Origin of the sequence: Vibrio sp. Of14-4, assembly GCF_022347625.1 — a bacterium.
In the GTDB taxonomy this organism is placed as follows: domain Bacteria; phylum Pseudomonadota; class Gammaproteobacteria; order Enterobacterales; family Vibrionaceae; genus Vibrio; species Vibrio pristinus.
The window spans coordinates 71,003-91,095 of the sequence record NZ_JAKRGI010000004.1; the positions used below are offsets into that span (position 1 = coordinate 71,003).

17 protein-coding genes and 1 pseudogene are annotated in these 20,093 nt (G+C 42.2%); 7 read left to right on the forward strand and 11 right to left on the reverse strand.

What is annotated here, in order from left to right; all coding sequences use genetic code 11:
• Positions 1-102: 102 nt before the first annotated feature.
• From MHN79_RS05600 to MHN79_RS05615, 4 genes are all read right to left on the reverse strand, one after another.
• Positions 103-1,149, reverse strand: a complete 1,047-nt coding sequence (locus MHN79_RS05600) for a TIGR01620 family protein (RefSeq protein WP_239172048.1) — start codon at positions 1,147-1,149, stop codon at positions 103-105.
• Positions 1,146-2,522 carry a YcjX family protein gene (locus MHN79_RS05605; protein ID WP_239172049.1) on the reverse strand — a complete coding sequence of 459 codons (1,377 nt, stop codon included), beginning with the start codon at positions 2,520-2,522 and terminating at the stop codon, positions 1,146-1,148. The genes MHN79_RS05600 and MHN79_RS05605 overlap by 4 nt, the downstream gene beginning before the upstream one ends.
• A gap of 119 nt (positions 2,523-2,641) precedes the next feature.
• Positions 2,642-2,827, reverse strand: a complete 186-nt coding sequence (locus tag MHN79_RS05610; protein ID WP_152430626.1) for a hypothetical protein — start codon at positions 2,825-2,827, stop codon at positions 2,642-2,644.
• A gap of 119 nt (positions 2,828-2,946) precedes the next feature.
• On the reverse strand, positions 2,947-4,467 hold the full coding sequence (locus MHN79_RS05615; protein WP_239172050.1) for a fumarate hydratase: 1,521 nt from the start codon (positions 4,465-4,467) through the stop codon (positions 2,947-2,949).
• Between the two features lie 205 nt (positions 4,468-4,672).
• Here MHN79_RS05615 and pabB point away from each other — a divergent pair, with 205 nt between their 5' ends.
• Entirely contained in the window at positions 4,673-6,058 is a 1,386-nt protein-coding gene (gene pabB / locus MHN79_RS05620) for an aminodeoxychorismate synthase component 1 (RefSeq protein ID WP_239172051.1), read from the forward strand.
• Here the strand turns inward: pabB and MHN79_RS05625 are convergent.
• Positions 6,049-6,288 (reverse strand): annotated as a pseudogene (locus MHN79_RS05625) (heme NO-binding domain-containing protein); the annotation flags it as partial. The gene pabB and the pseudogene MHN79_RS05625 sit on opposite strands and share 10 nt — an antisense overlap.
• Positions 6,289-6,372: 84 nt before the next feature.
• Here MHN79_RS05625 and MHN79_RS05630 point away from each other — a divergent pair.
• From MHN79_RS05630 to MHN79_RS05640, 3 genes are all read left to right on the forward strand, one after another.
• Positions 6,373-6,978, forward strand: coding sequence for a CoA pyrophosphatase (locus tag MHN79_RS05630; protein WP_152430629.1), 606 nt, complete (start codon positions 6,373-6,375; stop codon positions 6,976-6,978).
• A gap of 252 nt (positions 6,979-7,230) precedes the next feature.
• A complete protein-coding gene (locus MHN79_RS05635) occupies positions 7,231-8,484 on the forward strand; it encodes an aromatic amino acid transport family protein (protein WP_239172052.1) in 1,254 nt (417 codons plus the stop codon).
• Positions 8,485-8,575: 91 nt separating this feature from the next.
• Positions 8,576-9,937 (forward strand): L-serine ammonia-lyase, encoded by a 1,362-nt coding sequence (locus tag MHN79_RS05640; protein WP_239172053.1) that lies wholly within the window; start codon positions 8,576-8,578, stop codon positions 9,935-9,937.
• 48 nt (positions 9,938-9,985) lie between these two features.
• Here the strand turns inward: MHN79_RS05640 and MHN79_RS05645 are convergent, their stop codons facing one another.
• From MHN79_RS05645 to queD, 3 genes are all read right to left on the reverse strand, one after another.
• The gene (locus tag MHN79_RS05645) at positions 9,986-11,140 is read right to left on the reverse strand and encodes an aromatic amino acid transport family protein (RefSeq protein ID WP_239172054.1); all 1,155 of its coding nucleotides are present in this window, start codon (positions 11,138-11,140) and stop codon (positions 9,986-9,988) included.
• A 386-nt stretch (positions 11,141-11,526) separates the two neighbouring features.
• Complete coding sequence (locus tag MHN79_RS05650) at positions 11,527-12,165, reverse strand: hypothetical protein (RefSeq protein WP_239172055.1); 639 nt, start codon at positions 12,163-12,165, stop codon at positions 11,527-11,529.
• 104 nt (positions 12,166-12,269) lie between these two features.
• Positions 12,270-12,632: a 6-carboxytetrahydropterin synthase QueD gene (queD, locus tag MHN79_RS05655; protein ID WP_239172056.1), complete on the reverse strand. Its 363-nt coding sequence runs from the start codon at positions 12,630-12,632 to the stop codon at positions 12,270-12,272.
• Positions 12,633-12,935: 303 nt separating this feature from the next.
• Between queD and asnS the strand changes: the two genes are divergently transcribed.
• Positions 12,936-14,336 carry an asparagine--tRNA ligase gene (gene asnS, locus MHN79_RS05660; protein ID WP_239172057.1) on the forward strand — a complete coding sequence of 467 codons (1,401 nt, stop codon included), beginning with the start codon at positions 12,936-12,938 and terminating at the stop codon, positions 14,334-14,336.
• 36 nt (positions 14,337-14,372) lie between these two features.
• Here asnS and MHN79_RS05665 read toward each other — a convergent pair whose 3' ends face one another.
• The 3 genes from MHN79_RS05665 to MHN79_RS05675 form a co-directional block, all read right to left on the reverse strand.
• Positions 14,373-14,612, reverse strand: a complete 240-nt coding sequence (locus MHN79_RS05665) for a hypothetical protein (RefSeq protein ID WP_160931094.1) — start codon at positions 14,610-14,612, stop codon at positions 14,373-14,375.
• 508 nt (positions 14,613-15,120) lie between these two features.
• Entirely contained in the window at positions 15,121-15,330 is a 210-nt protein-coding gene (locus MHN79_RS05670) for a hypothetical protein (RefSeq protein ID WP_239172058.1), read from the reverse strand.
• Between the two features lie 95 nt (positions 15,331-15,425).
• A complete protein-coding gene (locus MHN79_RS05675) occupies positions 15,426-16,814 on the reverse strand; it encodes a PLP-dependent aminotransferase family protein (RefSeq protein ID WP_239172059.1) in 1,389 nt (462 codons plus the stop codon).
• A gap of 349 nt (positions 16,815-17,163) precedes the next feature.
• Between MHN79_RS05675 and MHN79_RS05680 the strand changes: the two genes are divergently transcribed.
• Both MHN79_RS05680 and MHN79_RS05685 read left to right on the forward strand, forming a co-directional pair.
• Positions 17,164-18,660: an HD domain-containing phosphohydrolase gene (locus MHN79_RS05680; RefSeq protein WP_239172060.1), complete on the forward strand. Its 1,497-nt coding sequence runs from the start codon at positions 17,164-17,166 to the stop codon at positions 18,658-18,660.
• A 202-nt stretch (positions 18,661-18,862) separates the two neighbouring features.
• The gene (locus MHN79_RS05685) at positions 18,863-20,053 is read left to right on the forward strand and encodes an amino acid aminotransferase (RefSeq protein WP_239172061.1); all 1,191 of its coding nucleotides are present in this window, start codon (positions 18,863-18,865) and stop codon (positions 20,051-20,053) included.
• Positions 20,054-20,093: the final 40 nt, after the last annotated feature.

Sequence of the window (20,093 nt, forward strand, 5' to 3'; positions counted from 1 at the left end):
TGAGAAAGTCCCTAGTCTAAGGTGTCAGGAAAAGTTGACAGTAGTTTCCCCCAAGCAAATTTTCTCGTCAAGTAAAGCAGCATTACCAGCTTCACAATCACGCTATTTGATTGTTAGAGCGGCGATTTTTTCCACAACATGTTTACGAATAGCACCAAGCTTTACTTGTCTTCCTGAATACCAAGGTGTTGGCCGAAGCAAGGACATCGCTTTTAGTCCGACCCTTGCAGTCAGGATACCAACGCCAAGCCCTTGTCCTGCTCTCGCCGATACTTTTGCTGCAAGATCCATAGAAAGCAAATCCATACTGGCATCAATGGCAAGTTCACTCACACCGACGAAAGCCATATTGATTAGGATTGATTTAAACAGCTTTAGCCGAGACAAATAGCCAAGTTGGACACCGTAAACCTGAGCTAAGCTCTCAACCATCTTAAAACTACGCCATGCTACGAGTAACATGTCCGCTATCGCTAAAGGGCTTATCGCGACAAGCGCTGCAGATTCAGTTGAATATTTAGTCACTATTTTGGTGGCTTTTGTATCCAGCTCTGATACGACAATGGCATCATACATTTCAATAATTTCTGAGTCACTGTGTGATGCATTGACACTTTTTTGCCACCTCTGATAACTTTGACTGGTCAATGTTATACCCGCCTCTGTGGCAAGAGACTCACAAAATGCTTTTCCTTGCCCCACACTGTCGTTAGTAATCAGTGTCTCGATTTTATCTTGTACGCTAAATTGATGACGAAGCTTTTTCAGAGCCCACAACTCTTTGCATAAGGCTACCAAGCCTACACTGGCAAGGGTTGCAATAAACCCAATCCACGCAACCGACAACCAATCACTTGTTTGAATCGCATTATGCAAGGTATCAACCGATTGCCAAGCGAGTAACGCGGTAAAAGCCCCAAGAAGTCCCCTCAACAAGAAGCGTCTTTTCCTTGGCGGGCGAATCACCTGTTCAATAGTTTTTTCAATATGATCACCAACATCTTCTGATGTCGCTTTTGCCACAACAAACGTGTCTTTGTCGTCAAATTGGCGTTGAGAGGTGAGCTCATCCTCGCCAATCTCTGGTTTTTCTTCTAAGACTTGGGTATAGATGCGCTGTGTTTTCAACTTGTTATGAGAATCTTTCATTTGAGCTTATCTCCAATCAAATACTCTAGCGCTTTGTCCATACGTATATGCGGCAAGGGCTCATCCTCAGATTTAGGCATAGGCCGAAAAGAATAAAAATTGAATTCGTTGTCCTGCCAAAAATCGGATCTGGGTAACTTTTGAGGAACCTCTCCTGGGAATACGGTTAATGTCTCTCCACCGTTGGTCACGCCTTGAATGGCAGGCATTGACTCGCCACTATGGCTAATAAAGCCGCTTCGTGTAGCTTGTAGTGATGCCATGGCGATACAACTCATCTCAATATTGTCGTATGCCGCGGTTTGCCAAGCTGGATACACCATCTGCTGCAGTAACGAAACTAAATTAGGGTGTTGCTCTGGAGTGACATGATCGGCTTTAGTCGCGGCAAACAGTATTTTATCGATTTTAGGCGCAAAAAGACGTTTAAGTATATTGCTCCGACCATACTTAAAGCTGTGCATTATTTGCTCTATCGCTTGACGCATATCAAGAAATGATTCGTTACCAGCATTGAGAGGCTGTAAGCAATCCACTAATACAATTTGGCGGTCAAAGGTAGAAAAGTGGTGTTTATAAAAAGCTTTTACTACCTTCTGTTGATATTCTTGATAACGCGTGATCAGCATTGCCAAGTTTGAGCCCTTAGGGATCTTATCCTCTTCGTCATATTGACAAGGGAAAAATTGTAGTACTGGTGCTCCATCCAGTTCCCCCGGCAGAACAAAGCGACCAGGCTGTACCCAATGTAAACCAGAGTCTTTGCATTGATGTAGATAGTCAGTATAGGCTTTTGAGATTTCCTCAAGTGACTTTTCATTCGCTTGGGACGACAAGGATAATGACTCAAGCATAGCAAGCCAATCTTTGGCTAATTCGCTACGTTGACCTTTGAGTGCAGCAAATTGAGTTTGCGACCACTGATGAAAGTTCATATTCAACAGAGGTAAATCCAACAACCACTCACCAGGATAATCCACAATATCAAGATGGAGTATCGAAGTACTACCAAGCAAGTTTTTAGTTCTTTTAGTCGATTTGAACTTTAGTGCCAGACGAATTTCACTGACATCACGAGTTGGCTCTGGCCAAGAGGGAGGCTGTGCAAAAACCTGTTCCATCGCTTCATCATAGCCAAACCTTGGCACCATCATATTTATTTGGGGCTCTCGTTTTGATCCAATTAAGCGTTGGTCTCTAGCCGAAGTGAGTAGTGGAAGATTGTCATGGGTGGAAACATGCTGTAACTGATTGACCAAAGAGCTGATAAAAGCAGTTTTACCAGCTCGGGATAAACCCGTCACAGCAATACGAACATGGGAATCGATACTGCGACTAATGAACTTATTCAATTCTCGGGGCAATGGCTTCATTAAGGGCCTCTTCATTTAAACTCTTCACTATCATACGTCTATTTATCTTAACCAGAAATGAACCAAGGAAGTAAAAGTCTAAATCATTGAAGTTATGTATAAATGGTAGGAGATGATATTTAATCGTCTTCTGTAAGCTTATAGATAACAAACAAAGCTAATTCTAATAGAACAAATAACACCAGAGTTAAACGTACATATTTTTGGTCAAAGACGCTCACACCATAAAAAATCATGTCATAGCCGACAAAACAGCCAATAAGTACAGCAATAATGGTTTGCAAAATTCGGATAAATCGAGGCATTGATATTCCTTAAGTCGTGTCGAGTTATCAAAGATACAAAATAAAAAAGGTGCAGCTAAGCTACACCCTATAACTCGTTGTACACCTAATATGATTAAAATCAGGTATGATGGCAACCCTTACTGAGATTCCATTTCTTGAATCTTAACTTTCCAAGTATCTGGACCGATTTGATGGGCATTGGCACCATTAGAATCAACAGCAACCGTGACTGGCATATCCTCGACTTCAAATTCATAAATCGCTTCCATACCTAGATCTTCAAATGCGACAACTTTGGCTTTTTTAACCGCTTTCGCGACGAGATAAGCAGCGCCACCGACGGCCATTAAATAAACCGCTTTGTGCTTTTTAATCGATTCAACGGTAGCAGGGCCGCGTTCAGCTTTACCTATCATGCCCATAATGCCCGTTTCTTCCAGCATCATGTCAGTAAACTTATCCATGCGAGTAGAGGTCGTCGGGCCAGCAGGGCCAACCACTTCATCACCCACTGCATCTACAGGGCCAACGTAATAGATAAACTTGCCTTTTAGGTCAACACCTTTTGGTAGTCCCTCTCCACTTTCAAGCATACCTTGAATACGCTTATGCGCTGCGTCTCGACCCGTTAGGATCTTACCGGAAAGCAGGACGGTTTCACCTGTTTTCCATTGTTCAACGTCCGCTTTGGTCACTGTGTCTAGATTAACTCGACGCGTGTTTTCTCCCGCTTCCCAAGTGATTTTTGGCCAATCTTCTAACTTAGGAGGTGTTAACTCCGCTGGACCTGAGCCGTCAAGCGTGAAGTGCACATGACGAGTCGCCGCACAATTTGGAATAAGACAAACAGGCTTTGACGCCGCATGAGTAGGCGCTGTTTTGATTTTGACGTCAACCACAGTCGTTAAACCACCCAAGCCCTGTGCACCTATGCCTAACTTGTTGACACGATTGAAGATATCGAGACGAAGCTCTTCTTCAGTGTTTTGAGGACCACGGTCAATAAGATCCTGAATATCAATATGCTCCATCAAAGATTCTTTAGCCAATACTGCCGCTTTTTCCGCAGTGCCGCCAATACCTATACCTAACATACCCGGTGGACACCAGCCCGCTCCCATAGTTGGCAAGGTTTTTTCGACCCATTCTGCAATATCATCGGATGGGTTAAGCATGACCATCTTGGTTTTATTTTCAGAACCACCACCTTTCGCTGCAATCTGTATCTCAACTGTATTACCAGGTACCATTGAAATATGAACAACAGCTGGTGTGTTGTCCTTGGTATTAATTCGTTTTCCAGCTGGGTCTAATAAAATTGACGCTCTCAGCGGGTTGTCAGGATTGTTATAGGCTTGTCGAACACCTTCATCCACCATTTGTTGGACTGTCATGTCTGTGCTGTCCCATTGGACGCCCATACCAATATTGACAAAGCAGGTAACAATACCCGTATCTTGGCAAATTGGTCTATGGCCTTCTGCAGACATGCGAGAGTTGATTAGAATCTGAGCAATAGCGTCTTTAGCCGCTTGGCTCTCCTCTTTGTTGTAGGCTTCTTCAAGGGCTTGAACAAAGTCTAGAGGGTGATAGTAAGAAATATATTGAAGTGCATCAGCGACACTGCTGATCACATCCTGCTTGCGAATTACCGTCATTGCATGCCTCGTTATAGTTATGCTTCCTTTTGATGCCGCTGTGTATAGTTCAGCTTACATTCTTGCTTCTGACCACAAGTTTAGTTGAGCTGAGACCATCTTGTTATTATAAACGTCATTGTAGCGGCGATAGGTCGCAGTATGATACTCTTGCTTTACTTCTCTTGCTATGCAGTGAACCATCTCTTTGTCACAAAAAAAACAAATGAATCAAAAGACGTCAAATTCCCTACAAATCAAACCGCTAAACTATCACTCATATTTATCACTAGAGCTTTTCAATAAGGTAGCCTCCCTGCCATGGGCAATGTTACTTCGCTCAGCTTCTCGTGAACATGTGGATAGCCGGTTTGATATTTTAGTCGCCGAACCTTTAGTCAAAGTCATTACCTCAGGACAAACCACTCTGGTAGTTCACCCCGAGGGTCAATTCGAATCCGATCAAGACCCATTTCAACTGCTAGAACAACAGCAAGACCAATGGTTACCACAACTTGACTATCAAGGAGAGCTGCCTTTTATTGGAGGTGCGTTAGGATATTTCTCTTACGATCTTGGGCGCAGAGTCGAGCAGCTACCACAAATTGCCCAGCAAGACTTAACCACACCAGATATGGCCGTAGGAATTTACAGCTGGGCTGTCATCTTGGATCATCAAAATAAGACAGCTTTTGTTGTGGGCGAAAATGTCGATGAACACTATAGATGGCTCATCAGCCAAGATCCAAGGCTAGATCAAGACTTTGTGCTAACGTCTGAATGGCAGTCAAATATGACAAAGCAAGAGTATGTGGAGCGTTTTTCAAGAGTCAAAGACTACCTGCACTCTGGAGATTGCTATCAAATTAACCTAGCACAACGCTTCAATGCAGAATATACCGGCTGCGAATGGCAAGCTTATCAAACGCTAGAACGATTTAATCAAGCTCCCTTCTCCGCTTTTATTCGCATAGACAACAGTGCCATTTTAAGTGTATCTCCAGAGCGCTTCATCCAACTTAGTGATCGCAAAATAGAGACTAAGCCAATTAAAGGCACGCGTCCACGTCATGCATGTATTCAAGCAGATTCAGCTCAAGCCAATGAGCTTGCCATGGCAGAAAAGGATCAAGCTGAAAATCTTATGATTGTAGATTTGCTGAGAAATGATATCGGAAAAGTGGCCAAACCCGGTACTGTCCATGTCCCCAAATTGTTCGATATTGAAAGCTTTCCTGCCGTGCATCACCTAGTCAGTACGATTCGAGCTGAGCTGCGCGATGACTATTCAACAGCAGATTTATTGCGCGCCTGCTTTCCGGGCGGATCTATCACAGGCGCGCCCAAAATTAGGGCAATGGAAATCATAGAAGAGCTGGAGCCACACCGTCGAAATGCTTATTGCGGCAGCATAGGCTACATCAGCCGCCATGGTAAAATGGATACTAGTATCACCATACGCACGCTTGTTGCAGAAAGTAATAAAATCTATGTTTGGGCTGGAGGCGGGCTGGTAGCAGACAGCAAAAGCTGCTCTGAATATCAGGAAACGCTGGACAAACTTTGTAGAATTTTACCTATATTAAACACTGTTCTTTCCAGTAAGGATTGATACAGATTATCAAATACTGACTGGCCAAATACCCTCTGTAATTCTTCAGCAGAGGTATCTGTTTGCTTACTGAGTTGCACGATTAAACGTACCAAATCTTTGTGGTCATAATTGCCTACAACAGTATAAACGCCCTCTTCACAAGCGTTAGCCAACAGCTGGTCAAGCACGTCTAAACCAAATTTTTCTTCGACCAAATCCATAAATTCTGTGAAGATGATTCCTTTCATAGAATGAGCTATCCTTAGAAGTAAAGTTACCATTCAAGCATGAGTCATAACATTTAGTTTTTCAAATAAGGAGGTAGAGCTAACGTGTTGTCAGAGCTCAATAAAAATCAAATCATTCAAAACTTCCAATTGCAGCAAACTGTCGATTATCACCAAGAGACAATAAGAAGAGTTGCTCATATACCACGCAAGTCATTACGCAAGGCCTCGGTTTTGATAGGGTTTGTCGAGCGAAGAACAGGTCTCAACATTATATTCACTAGAAGAGCGCAACATCTTAAACATCACCCGGGACAGATCAGCTTTCCGGGAGGAAAATATGAAAACAGTGATCGCTCCCTACTACAGACTGCACTGCGAGAGACCTACGAAGAGGTAGGAATACAGGAGCGAGAAATTACTGTTTTCGGCCAGATGCCAGAACTTATCACCATCAGTCACTTCAAAGTCACACCGTTTCTGGCGTTTGTGGCACCAGACTACAATACCAATATTGACCTCAATGAAGTTGACGAAGTATTTGAAGTCCCAGCATCGGTCGTTTTGGATAGACACAAACTTCATAGCGAACGTTTTCGTGTTCGAAACGACTCACACCGCGTATTTGGCCTTTCTTACGAACACTATTTTATTTGGGGTATGACCGCTCAGATCATCCATGCATTGCAAAATCACATAATACACAGTTAACAGCTGAACGCGCTTCGCCTCAGAAGACTGATGACCAAAATCCAGTAGCAACCCAATAGCCTACATTAGTTTTTATTATTAAATTGATTAATAAAAATCATGAAAAAACCATAGATTTCGTGAACAAATCCTTGTTTTTAACATATGTAGTTATTAGTCGAGTCAATTCATGATTTAGATCTATTTTTTGTGCAATATTTCATGCAAAATTGCCCCCAACTTATTTCCTGTTCCCAAAATGAGTATTATAAAATGAATCCTACAAGTTCTGCGGATTATTCCGCACAATCGTCTAGTACGTTTACTTACAAAGACTTCACTTGGTGTTTGTCACTTTTTGGCACTGCGGTGGGTGCTGGCGTGTTATTTTTACCAATAAAGGCAGGGGCTGGAGGCTTTTGGCCATTGGTTATCCTCGCGCTCATTGCTGCACCAATGACTTGGTTTGCCCACAAATCCCTTGCTCGCTTTGTACTTTCTGCAAAAAACCCAAACGCGGATATTACTGACACTGTCGAAGAGCACTTTGGTAAAGCGGGTGCCAACCTTATTACTTTCGCTTATTTTTTTGCTATTTACCCTATCGTTCTCATTTACGGTGTCGGAATTACCAACACCGTAGACTCGTTCCTAGTCAATCAAATCGGGATGGAATCGATTCCTAGATGGTTGCTCTCTGGAGGCCTGATTACAGCGATGACGGCAGGAGTTGTATTCGGTAAAGAATTAATGCTTCGAGCAACTTCCGCAATGGTTTATCCCCTTGTATTTATTCTGCTTGCTCTATCTGTCTACCTAATTCCAGAGTGGAATAGCTCTATGATCGAGGTTACCCCGGATTGGTCTGCTATGCCCGCTGTTGTATGGCTTGCGATCCCAATCATTGTATTCTCATTCAATCATAGCCCTATCATTTCACAATTTGCTAAAGAACAAAGGCGTCAACACGGCGATGATGCGGTAAGAAAAACTGACGCGATTACTGGTGGCGCAGCGATAATGCTTATGGGCTTTGTCATGTTCTTCGTTTTCTCTGTGGTTCTATCACTTTCACCAGAACAATTAGCGATGGCAAAAGAACAAAACATCTCGGTATTGTCATACCTTGCTAACGCTCATGAATCGCCTCTTATCTCCTATTTGGGTCCTCTGGTGGCATTTGCTGCCATCACATCAAGCTATTTCGGCCATTTCCTTGGCGCTCATGAAGGCCTTGTGGGTTTAATCAAGTCACGTTCCAAAGCACCTGTAACCGTTGTTGAAAAGGGCTCTTTGGTCTTTATTGTCATTACCACTTGGATAGTCGCAATTATTAACCCAAGCATCCTAGATATGATAGAAACTATGGGTGCTCCTATGATTGCGGCAATTTTGTTTTTGATGCCTGTTATTGCCATGCGAAAAGTACCAGCCATGGCAAAATACAGAACTTCTGCGCCAGTGCAGATTTTCACAACAATCTGTGGCCTTGCCGCTATTACTTCTGTAATCTACGGCGCGTTTTAACCACATTTCTTAGATACGTGGTTTTGTAAAAATATAATGATAATAAAAAACCTCCCGCTGCATAGGGAGGTTTTGTTTTGAGGAAATCGATATGATTAGTGTTTTCGACATCTATAAAATCGGTGTTGGTCCTTCAAGTTCACACACTGTAGGCCCAATGAAAGCGGGTAAAGAATTTATTGATGATTTACGTTCAATGGGAAAATTGCGCGATATCACTAAAATTACCGTAGACGTTTATGGTTCGCTATCACTGACAGGGAAAGGTCACCACACTGATATTGCAATTATCATGGGTCTTGCTGGTAATACTCCCGAAAAAGTCGATATTGACTCTATCCCTGGTTTTATTTCAAGAGTTGAGGAGACAGAGCGTCTTCCTGTGGGCATGCATTGTCATACTGTTTCGTTCCCAAAAGAAGGTGGGATGACCTTCCATAAAACCAATCTTGAATTGCATGAAAATGGCATGCAGATCCATGCTTGGGTAGAGAATGAAAAAGTATACTCGAAAACCTATTATTCAATCGGGGGCGGCTTCATTGTTGACGAGGAAAACTTCGGCAAAGAACAGCAAAGCGCCGTCAAAGCACCTTATGAATTTACCACCGCTGAAGAGTTGGTAAATCAATGTAAAGAAAGCGGATTATCAATCAGCACTTTAGTAATGAAGAACCAAGCAGCGTTGCATTCAGAAGAAGAAACACGCACATACTTTGCCAACATCTGGAAAACGATGCGTGAGTGTATGGAGCGCGGCATGAACACGGAAGGGATTCTTCCTGGCCCATTGCGTGTGCCTCGCCGTGCTGCAGCTTTGCGTCAGCAGCTACTAACATCAGAAAAAACGACCAATGACCCTATGTCAGTGGTTGACTGGGTAAATATGTTCGCTTTCGCTGTCAACGAAGAAAACGCAGCTGGTGGTCGCGTTGTGACAGCTCCCACCAATGGTGCTTGTGGCATAATTCCATCCGTTCTCGCCTATTATGATAAGTTTATCCAGACGGTAACTGAGAAAGATTACCTTCGCTACTTTGCGGCATCAGGTGCTATTGGCGGCTTGTATAAGCGCAACGCTTCGATATCAGGTGCTGAAGTAGGATGTCAAGGAGAAGTGGGGGTAGCTTGCTCAATGGCAGCTGCTGGTTTAGCTGAGCTGATGGGAGGGAGTCCTGAGCAGGTGTGTATGGCTGCAGAAATTGCAATGGAGCATAACTTAGGGCTAACGTGCGATCCCGTAGCGGGGCAAGTTCAAGTTCCTTGCATCGAGCGTAATGGCATTGCAGCAGTGAAAGCAATTAACTCTTCGCGAATGGCACTACGCCGTTCATCCGCACCGACTGTTTCACTCGATAAAGTTATAGAAACCATGCTTGAAACAGGCAAAGATATGAATGCCAAATACCGCGAAACATCTCAAGGTGGCCTGGCTGTGAAAGTAATTTGTTAAAAGATTAGGCTAATGAAAAAGGCCTCTGCAGCGAGAGGCCTTCGATTTTTAAATTAACTGAGAAGCAATCAAAAATACACCAAAACCTAGGGAGAACAATAACATAATATTACCACCTTCTGCCTTGTATCGTTTGGATTCCATATTTTGACTACGAACAACGTAGACCATTGCTAGTGGAACAAAAACAGCTAAAAAGACTAATATGATTCCAGCATAGCTAAGTACGGCGAGAAATTTATCGGCTGCTAACAATGCACCAGCCAACGGAAGAATAAACGTAAGTACATAGGTTACCACTCTATTTTGGCCAAATGTGTCTCGGTTTTGGTTATATAAAGACATAGCGACACCGAAAAATGAGGTAAGCAGTGCTAAACCCGTAAAAACTGAAAGAATTGTCCCAATCCACTGTGAGCTGCCTCCGAAGGCAAGGATAAGCTCTGATACATTTGAGAACTCACCTAGTTGATCTGGCCTCAAATTACCTACAACAGCAAACAGCCAACATAAATAGCATATCAGGGGTATCATTGAGCCAATAATAATCATATTTCTTAATTGTTTATCATCGGCCTCATGGTTATATGCAACCAGTGAAGGAATCACGACCATAAAACCAAAACTCGTGAAAAGTACCGCACTTGTTTTAATTAGGTCCACTTTATCACTATTTACGATATGAGCTATGTTAGCGACTTTAAAATCAGGGAGTAATATTAGTAAACTTAGCCCCAGACTGATTATCATAACGAAAAACAACAAACGATTGAGCTTATCAACCGCTCCAGTACCGCAAGCAATAATGATCCCCGATACAAGTGTGAATGCAATTTGACTGTGCTGGAGAGACAGATCGAGCCCGATAAAGGATGTAAACTGACCAAGTAAGTCTGCCGCCCCAAGAATGTACGCCATCAACAGGCAGATAAGTAGCGCATAAAGAAGAAGATTGGTAACAAACTGCCCAGGCTTACCTAATGTCTGCCTAGCGATAGAATTAAGCCCTAACCCGCTTCCTGTTTTGAGTGTCGCCTCGAGTAGCAGCAAAGCTGCATAAGTTGTCCCAAAGCAAATAAAAATCATTAGTAATGTGCCGTACCACAGGCCAAATTGAGCTAAAACCATTGGTATTGCAAGCATGCCCGCACCCAATGCGGTACCAGAAATTATAAGGGAGCTACCCAGAAGTTTAGTATTCATAAAACTCGTATCTAAATTTGATTGTAAGAAAGTGAAAAATACGCTTGTTTAGCACTACGGCTATCATTCAGAAGCGAAGAGAATAACGAGCTTTAAAAAAGAAGGGGTGTGATGAATATTGACGAGAAAAGAATAATTTTAGCCAAACAGAAATGGTTGCAAGACTATGTGGTGAACCTTCAGTGGGTTCAATAATTGGAGTAGTAATTTTTAAGATCATGTAAAATCCGACTTGTATTGAGAATCCTTTAGGTAATACCGCATTCCTTATACGGTTTTCCTATCAATATGAAGGAAGTGACCATCTTAATCATTAGCGATCAGATTGCAACGATAACAATTAAGAAATTGCACTTATTGATTGAAGGCAACAAGATTAGTGGTAATTATTCTGGTGCTGGCAGCTCTTCCGATTTGATTTTTCCTTTAATTTGAGATCCTGCATCTTTAATAAGATTAATCGGAGACATTATGACTCCTTTTACCGCCCCTGACGTTACTTGTTCGGCAAGTTCTTGGCTTTGATCAACAATTTCATCGGCTTTCGCTAACATAGGGGGAATATCACTACGCAAATTGGTACTTTCCCTTACCAACATCGGTATTGTGGTCTGTCTATAACCTTGACTTTCCTCTAATACTGGAGGAATCACATCCTTACGATAGCTAGAGACCTCAGTCACAATCTCAGGAAATACCTCAACACGATAACGCGTTAATTCATTGAGAACACTAGGCACTTTTTCGTCAATAGAGGCTGCAGTTTGATTTATCGCAGTTATACTTTTCGACACTTGATCAACGCTTTTCATAACGTCTGGTATCATTTGTTCAGCGACTTCAGCAACTTTCAGCCAATCTTCTACCTGAAGCGTGTTTGCCAATGAATCAATATCTTTAAGTACTTCGGGGTAGACTTCAATAATATGGCTCACTTTGTTCGATGTAGAATGGATGGTATAGCCGAGGTAAAATATCGATAACGCCAAAACAAATTGAACAACTATTGCGATTCGTGTGACCATGTCTTCCCCCATATTCATTGTGCATCGATAAAAGCAAAGTTTAGATATAAGATTAAAAAAGAGAGACAAAAGCCGCCTCTTCTTAACTTCATATATATTGGTGTCTAATCACCTTTATATATGCAACCTGCCGTGCACGTTTCCTTGATTTCTACTTTACTTAATATTGGTAGTAACGGCTTCACTTTATCCCAAATCCACTTTGCTAGTACTTCACTAGTTGGGTTCTCTAATCCTTGGATATCATTGAGATAGTGATGGTCGAGCTGTTCATATATAGGATTAAAGATCCTTTTAACTTCAGAAAAATCAATCAACCATCCAGTATGCGGATCAACCTCACCGGCAAGGTAAAGGCGAACTAAAAAAGAGTGGCCATGTAAACGTCCACACTTATGCCCTTCTGGGACATTGGGCAGGTGGTGCGCTGCTTCAAACATAAACTCTTTATATAACTCAGTTTTCATTTTGGTTCTCGGGCAATACAAAAGACATGCAATACTAAGGAAATAGTATAGTAGTGACAAGTTTTGCCAGCCGATTTGCAGGATTATTTCTTCAATGCCATTTGAGTAATGGGCGTACCGGCTGGTGAGTTACTATATTTATGCGCTTTTTACTTCACTTGCGGCGAATAAAGGTTGAAGCCTTAAATTTGAAAGGTAATATGTGGTACTTAACATATACAGTTCTGTGTTACCTGCTTTTCATTCATGTTTGGCGTCTAAAACACCGGATTGACTTTTTACTTACTGGAGAATATTTACAACATGACTTACGCGCCTGTATCCGACGTATTACGCGGAAAGCTACCAGTGGACAGTGAAGTAACTGTCCGTGGCTGGATCCGTTCACGTCGCGATTCCAAAGCTGGAATCTCTTTTCTTGCCATCTACGACGGCTCTTGTTTCGACCCGATTCAGGCCGTGGTCCCAAATAATCTCGATAATTATTCTGAAGAAGTCCTCAAACTTACTACAGGCTGTTCTGTCGAAGTCACTGGAAAAATAGTCGAGTCTCCCGCGAAAGGACAAGACTTTGAGCTTGCAGCAACCGGCGTAAAAGTGGTTGGGTGGGTGGAAGATGCTGACACTTATCCAATGGCAAAAACTCGTCACTCAATCGAGTATTTGCGTGAAGTCGCCCATTTGCGCCCAAGAACGAACGTTATAGGTGCTGTGGCAAGAGTACGTAACTGCTTATCTCAAGCCATTCACCGCTTCTACCATGAACAAGGTTACTATTGGGTTTCAGCTCCGCTTATTACTGCCTCAGATGCAGAGGGCGCTGGTGAAATGTTCCGCGTTTCAACTTTAGATATGGAAAATCTTCCTCGTAATGATGAAGGTCAAGTCGATTACAATGAAGACTTCTTCGGTAAAGAGACATTTTTAACCGTATCAGGTCAGCTAAATGCCGAGGCCTATGCGTGTGCCTTGAGCAAAGTATATACATTTGGTCCTACATTTAGAGCAGAGAACTCGAATACGAGTCGCCATCTAGCGGAGTTTTGGATGGTAGAACCTGAAGTCGCATTTGCAGACCTTGAGGATATCGCCAAGCTTTCCGAAGATATGCTGAAATATGTCTTCAAAGCAGTTTTAGAGGAACGTCGCGACGACCTTGAGTTCTTTGCACAGCGTATTGATAAGCAAGCCATTTCTCGTTTAGAGGCATTCGTTGACTCTGACTTCGCTCAAGTAGATTATACTGATGCCATTCAAATTCTCCTCGATTCTGGTCGTGAATTTGAATTTCCCGTTGAATGGGGAATCGATATGTCATCAGAACACGAGCGCTATCTAGCTGAAGAGCACTTTAAAGCGCCTGTTATTGTGAAAAACTATCCGAAAGACATTAAAGCTTTCTACATGCGTTTGAACGATGACGGTAAAACGGTCGCAGCAATGGATGTACTAGCGCCAGGTATCGGAGAGATTATTGGTGGCTCTCAACGTGAAGAGCGCCTAGAAGTGCTAGATTCACGTATGCGTGATATGGGAATTGACCCAGAGCATATGGCTTGGTATCGAGACTTGCGTCGCTACGGTACAGTTCCTCATGCTGGTTTTGGCTTAGGGTTTGAGCGATTGGTTTCATACGTAACCGGTATGGGCAATGTGAGAGACGTTATTCCATTCCCACGGACACCGCGCTCAGCAAGCTTTTAAACGCATATACAAAAAAACCTCCCGAGGGAGGTTTTTTTATTTCATTGGACGAATAACATCAGCATTATGTGAAATTCTTTCGGTCCAAAGCTGTAAACGATGGTCAAATTTGGCTTCAGCATGGTCATGGTCTAGTGCACCGACTTGTTTTCGAGCAAAACCACCCAAATACCATTCAAGTACATAATTTTCTTTCGCACCCTTTGCAAAGAAAGGGTTGTAAGAGGATTTCGCGGCTAATATCTCCCCTGCGTAGTAATAAACTTCCTTATCCATGAGCCGACCAGTCCTGCTTTTTTTTGTAATTTTCAGCATGGCGTTTCTTACATGGGTATCACAAGCTTCGTATAACTTAAGCTTGTATTGATTAGATAAATCATTGGGTACGCGTTAAACGAGATCCGCATTAGCGAAGTTCTATCTCTGAAAGAAACCATTAAGCTAGTGAAGCGCTATGGATGCTATGTGCGATACAGTGTTTAACTTTAGTGGGCGCAAAGTTAACACCATTGATATGAAGTTACAATTGGTATGATAAAAGAAGAGAAATAATCACAAAAGATCATATTTACGACTCAGTGATATTTTTAATTTAACCTGCAATAAAGTTAAGTAATTACTCTACAAAATCAAGATGACATATTTTTAGAAAAACTTTAAGCTTCTGAGCTTTAAAGCATAATACACAAGCTAATGCGGATGGGACTGATAGAATGAGAATATCAGCCCCTCAGGGTAAATAACTAAAACATAACAAATTAACCATTGCTTACTCTTCGTACTATTACGAGCTTTCTTCCTCTTTTATTGCATACCTAAAACCAAAAATACAAAGAAAGAGTAATACAAAGGGAATAGCAGCTGCTGTGTACTCAACCCATACTAGGCCAGCAAAAGACTTAGCCAAAATCAAATGACCAAAGATGAGCAAAAAAGCGCTTATCATAGCAACAGCAAATAAAAAGAACTGACGGGTGTAATTAGGTGCGATCATACATACCTCTCTACGCTGAATAACTGCAACCATTGCAACACAAGTTCGGCACATTCAATCAGTACAGTTACCCCAATATATACCCAAACAGTTGCTTATCTCTTGACCTCCATCGCAATATGTTTAATCGCTTTAGCTAGCTCTGGTGTCATCTCATAAGAAGTATTTAAGCGCATACAATCTTGGAATTTCTCTCCGGCACTGAAAAGGCAACCATAAGCGATAGTGATCCCCTTCATTTGTAGATTTCGGTACATTCGATAAGTATCAATTTTTTCCCCTAGCTTAAGCCATATAAAATAGCCTCCTCTGGGAAGAGTCATTCTAACATTAGCTGGAATGTGCCGTTGAAGCACTTCAATAAAAGCCTGTTGGCGATAACTTAACTCTTTACGAAGTTTTCGATAATGGCTGTCTAAGCTTTCATACTGCAAGAAATGAGCAACTCCCTCCTGCACCGGCACGCTTCCTGAAAGCGTTGATACCAATTGGGCTTTTTGCAACCGCTGATGAAGCTTTCTGTTTACAACCCAACCTATTCGATAACCTGGACACAATGATTTAGAAAAAGAACCGCACAGGAGTACCCTATCTTCTTCGTCCCAATACTTGAGAGGAATTGGGCGTTGTTCACCAAAATAGAGTTCTGAATAAACGTCGTCTTCCACCACAGCTAGGTGATATTTCTGCGCTAACTCAATAATTTTTCTTCGTTTTTCAGTCGATAAACAAGTACCTGTTGGGTTATGAAAACTTGGCATAAACCAGCACGCTTTTATGTTGTTCTGGCTGATTACTTTTTCAAATTGGTCAACAAGTAATCCTTCCTCCAAGTCGACAGGTACTTCAATGGCCTTAAGCCCCAACCTCTCGATGGCTTGTATTGCACCATAAAACGCAGGAGCTTCAATCACTACCGAATCACCCGGATGAGTAACAACTTGCAAGCTTAGATTTAGGGCTTCCATCGCTCCAGATGTGATGACAATGTCATCATGAGAAACCGATAGTCCTTGATTAATATATCTCTGCGCAATCTGGCGCCTCAAGGATTCATTACCCGGAGGCATGTTATTGAACACGCTGTGAGTTGGCATTTTACGCCCTGCACTTGCCAAATGGCGATTGAGTGACTGCAGTGGAAAAAGATCGGGATCCGGGAAAGCGCAGCCCAGGGCTACGCCGACATTAATATTACTTTGCAAAAACTCATAAAGTTTGTCGTTATATTTAGGCCTAATGAATTTCTCACAACTTTCTAACGACACTCTATCCATGATTGAAGTGACAAAAAAGCCAGATTGTGGTTTTGCGACCAGCCATCCCTTAGATTCAAGCAATTGGTATGCTTGCAAAACAGTTGATGCGCTGACCGAGCAGTTACGGCTGGTCACTCTAACAGAAGGGACTTTCTCCCCTGCACGCCAAATTCCACTTTCAATTTGTAATTTGAGTTGTTCCGCAAGCTGCTGGTAGCGAGTCATTTTTTCCTCACCCTTCAATCAAAAAGCATAATTTAATTATGCACTTAGGCAATCACACTAAGGCTTTAGCCTAATAGATCAACATTTACATGCCCCTCGCTATATAAAGTGTGAGGGCATCGACACTGATAGTAAGTATTAGCAATGTAGAAAGGATATATTCGCGCTTATGTCAGTTATATCTGCTAAGTTTGATTAATATTGCATATCATATATCTAACGCTAAACCAGTGGCTTATATATTGAACAACTTCTTGATGAAAGAAGTCATCAGTACATCAGGTCATATAAATGGTGGTGTTTCGTTTGACCCATATTTGGGCAAACGGCGGCTAGGGAAGGGCTAAGTATGGTAAATCCAAGTTATGACAGACGTCTCACATTTAAGCTGTATGTGATCGCAGGTGTGGTCTTTGCGTTGTACGGTGGAAGGGTATGTCCATTTTTGGAAAGCCTCAGCGCGAAAGAGATCTTTTTCCATGTTGGGCTTACTTTTTTATTGTTGTTTCTTGCTCGGCATTTCTTACTCAGCCGTCACCCTCTCATCGAGGAACAAAATCACGCAAAGCTCGATTCCACTCTATTTTTTATGGCGTCTATTCCACTCGCGCTATTTTATAACGTCTATTATAGCTTTGGGCTAGAAAGTAACTTTAAAGTGATCCTAGGGATGACTTTGTTTGGCTTCTTATCCGGTTTAATACTACAACTGTCGAGCAAAATCGAACACTTTTCCGAGGTGAAAGACAATGCTGAAATATTCAAACTCAGTGGAGAACGCCAATCTATCGTTAAGCAAATGGGTATCATGATTACAGCATTAATCATTACTTTAACAACTTTGCTCAGTATGGTGGCGGTAAAAGATATTTTTTGGCTAGAGCATAATCCCGAACGCTTGCTCGATGGTAGCGGCACCATCAGCGTTCTTAAAGAGTTTTTATATATTTCGGTAGTAATGTTATGTTACGTTGTAACTATACTTGTACTTTGGGCAAAACTAGCTCGTCAGATTCTACTCTCTCAAGAATCTTCATTACTTGAAGTGACCAAAGGAAACATTGAAAAACGTTTGCCTGTTTTTGAACATAACGAGCTTGGATCCATGGCCTCACTGACTAATCATATGCTTGACAGCTTGCAATCGAGCCAAGAAGAGGTAAAAACAACGAGAGACGTGGCGATTGTTTCTTTATCGGCATTAGCTGAATCTCGAGACAACGAGACCGGGGCACATATTCTACGGACTCAAGAATATGTGAGAGCTCTTGCCACCTATCTCAGCCAGTTTGATAAACATAAACAAATGCTAACACCCAGTTATATAGAACTGCTTTATAAATCCGCACCCTTACATGATGTGGGAAAGGTCGGTATACCTGACAATATCTTACTTAAGCCGGGTAAATTGACCGAAGAAGAATTCGAAATAATGAAAGGGCACCCAGAAATAGGTTCAAATGCTCTTTCTATTGCAGAAAAACACCTTGGAAGCAATTCATTCCTGCGTCTTGCGAAAGAAATCTCCCTCACACACCATGAAAAATGGGATGGTAGTGGATACCCAAAATCGCTTGCTGGAGAAGAAATACCAATTTCGGGGAGACTTATGGCAATAGCAGATGTTTACGATGCTCTCATTTGCGAGCGGATATACAAGAAAGCTTTTCCTCACGAAAAAGCCAAAGCAATTATCATTGAAGGGCGAGGAACTCACTTTGACCCCGAAATTGTTGATGCATTCTTAGCCATCGAGCAAGAGTTTATCGATATTGCTGATAAATACAGACGTATTGAGAGGGAAGAAAATGCCCAAGCCGAGGAAGAAATGCGTGCTCAGGCTTAGAAAAGCTTGAGTGTCTATCACTTTGACGCAGGCTTAAATGTCTCTGTATTTTTGCGATTTTAGCCCTACTCCAAGGGTAACCAGACAAAGTTAGTTGAATTATGCATTTTATTGCTCGCCAATCTTGTTTCCACAAGCCTACATAAGGTATAAATAAGCACACTATTACTATCCCTTCCTTCGATTAACACGGATGACCATTATGTTTGAAAAAGTCGCTGCTGCACCTGCTGATCCAATTCTCGGACTAACAGAAGAGTTCAAAAATGACTCTCGTGCAGACAAAATTAACCTCGGTGTCGGTATCTACAAAAATGAGCAAGGTGAAACTCCTGTACTAACAACAGTCAAAAAAGCAGAAGCCGCTTTGCTAGAAAACGAAAAGACTAAGTCTTATCTGACTATTGAGGGGACAGCTGAGTATGGTCTGGCAGTACAAAAACTCTTATTCGGTAGTGACGCTGATATCGTAACGAATAAGCTTGCCAAAACAGCTCAAGCTCCCGGTGGTACTGGCGCATTACGCGTCGCGGCTGAGTTCATCAAACGCCAGCTAGGTGACGTGAAAATTTGGATCAGTAATCCTACTTGGGCCAATCATAATGCCGTGTTTACCGCCGCTGGATTAGAGACTGCCCAATATAGCTATTACAATGCGCAAACAAAAGACAAAGACTTCTCTGCCATGCTAGCAGATTTGGAACGCGCAGAAAAAGGTGATGTTGTTCTTTTACATGGTTGTTGCCACAACCCGACGGGTATTGATCCTACAAGAGAAGAGTGGGAAGCCCTAGCTAAACTCATTTCTTCTAAACAGCTACTACCACTCTTTGACTTCGCCTATCAAGGTTTTGCTAAAGGCGTGGAAGAAGATGCCCAAGGGCTGCGTATTTTCTCTAAACATAACAGAGAAATTTTAGTCGCAAGTTCATTCTCTAAAAACTTTGGACTTTATAACGAGCGTGTTGGTGCCTTCACTCTCGTCGCTGAATCAGAGAGCGTTGCAACAACAGCATTCTCTCAAGTGAAAGCAATCATACGCTCAATCTATTCAAATCCTCCGGCTCACGGCAGTGCAGTCGTTACCCACATTCTCAATAACGAACAACTACGTGCTGAGTGGGAAGCTGAAGTGAAAGAAATGCGCGACCGTATCCAGGACATGCGAGAGCTTTTCGTAACAACGCTCAAAGAACAGGGAGTAAGTGCAGACTTTAGTTTCATTGAACGTCAAAATGGTATGTTCTCATTCTCTGGTCTGACAAAAGAGCAAGTTACTCGCCTCAAAGACGAGTTTGGCATTTATATTGTCGGATCTGGGCGTATCAGCGTTGCAGGCATGACTCGTTCAAATATGCTGCCACTTTGTAAAGCAATAGCAGCTGTTCTGTAGACAAACATAATGATAAGAGCCAGCTTAAACTGGCTTTTAT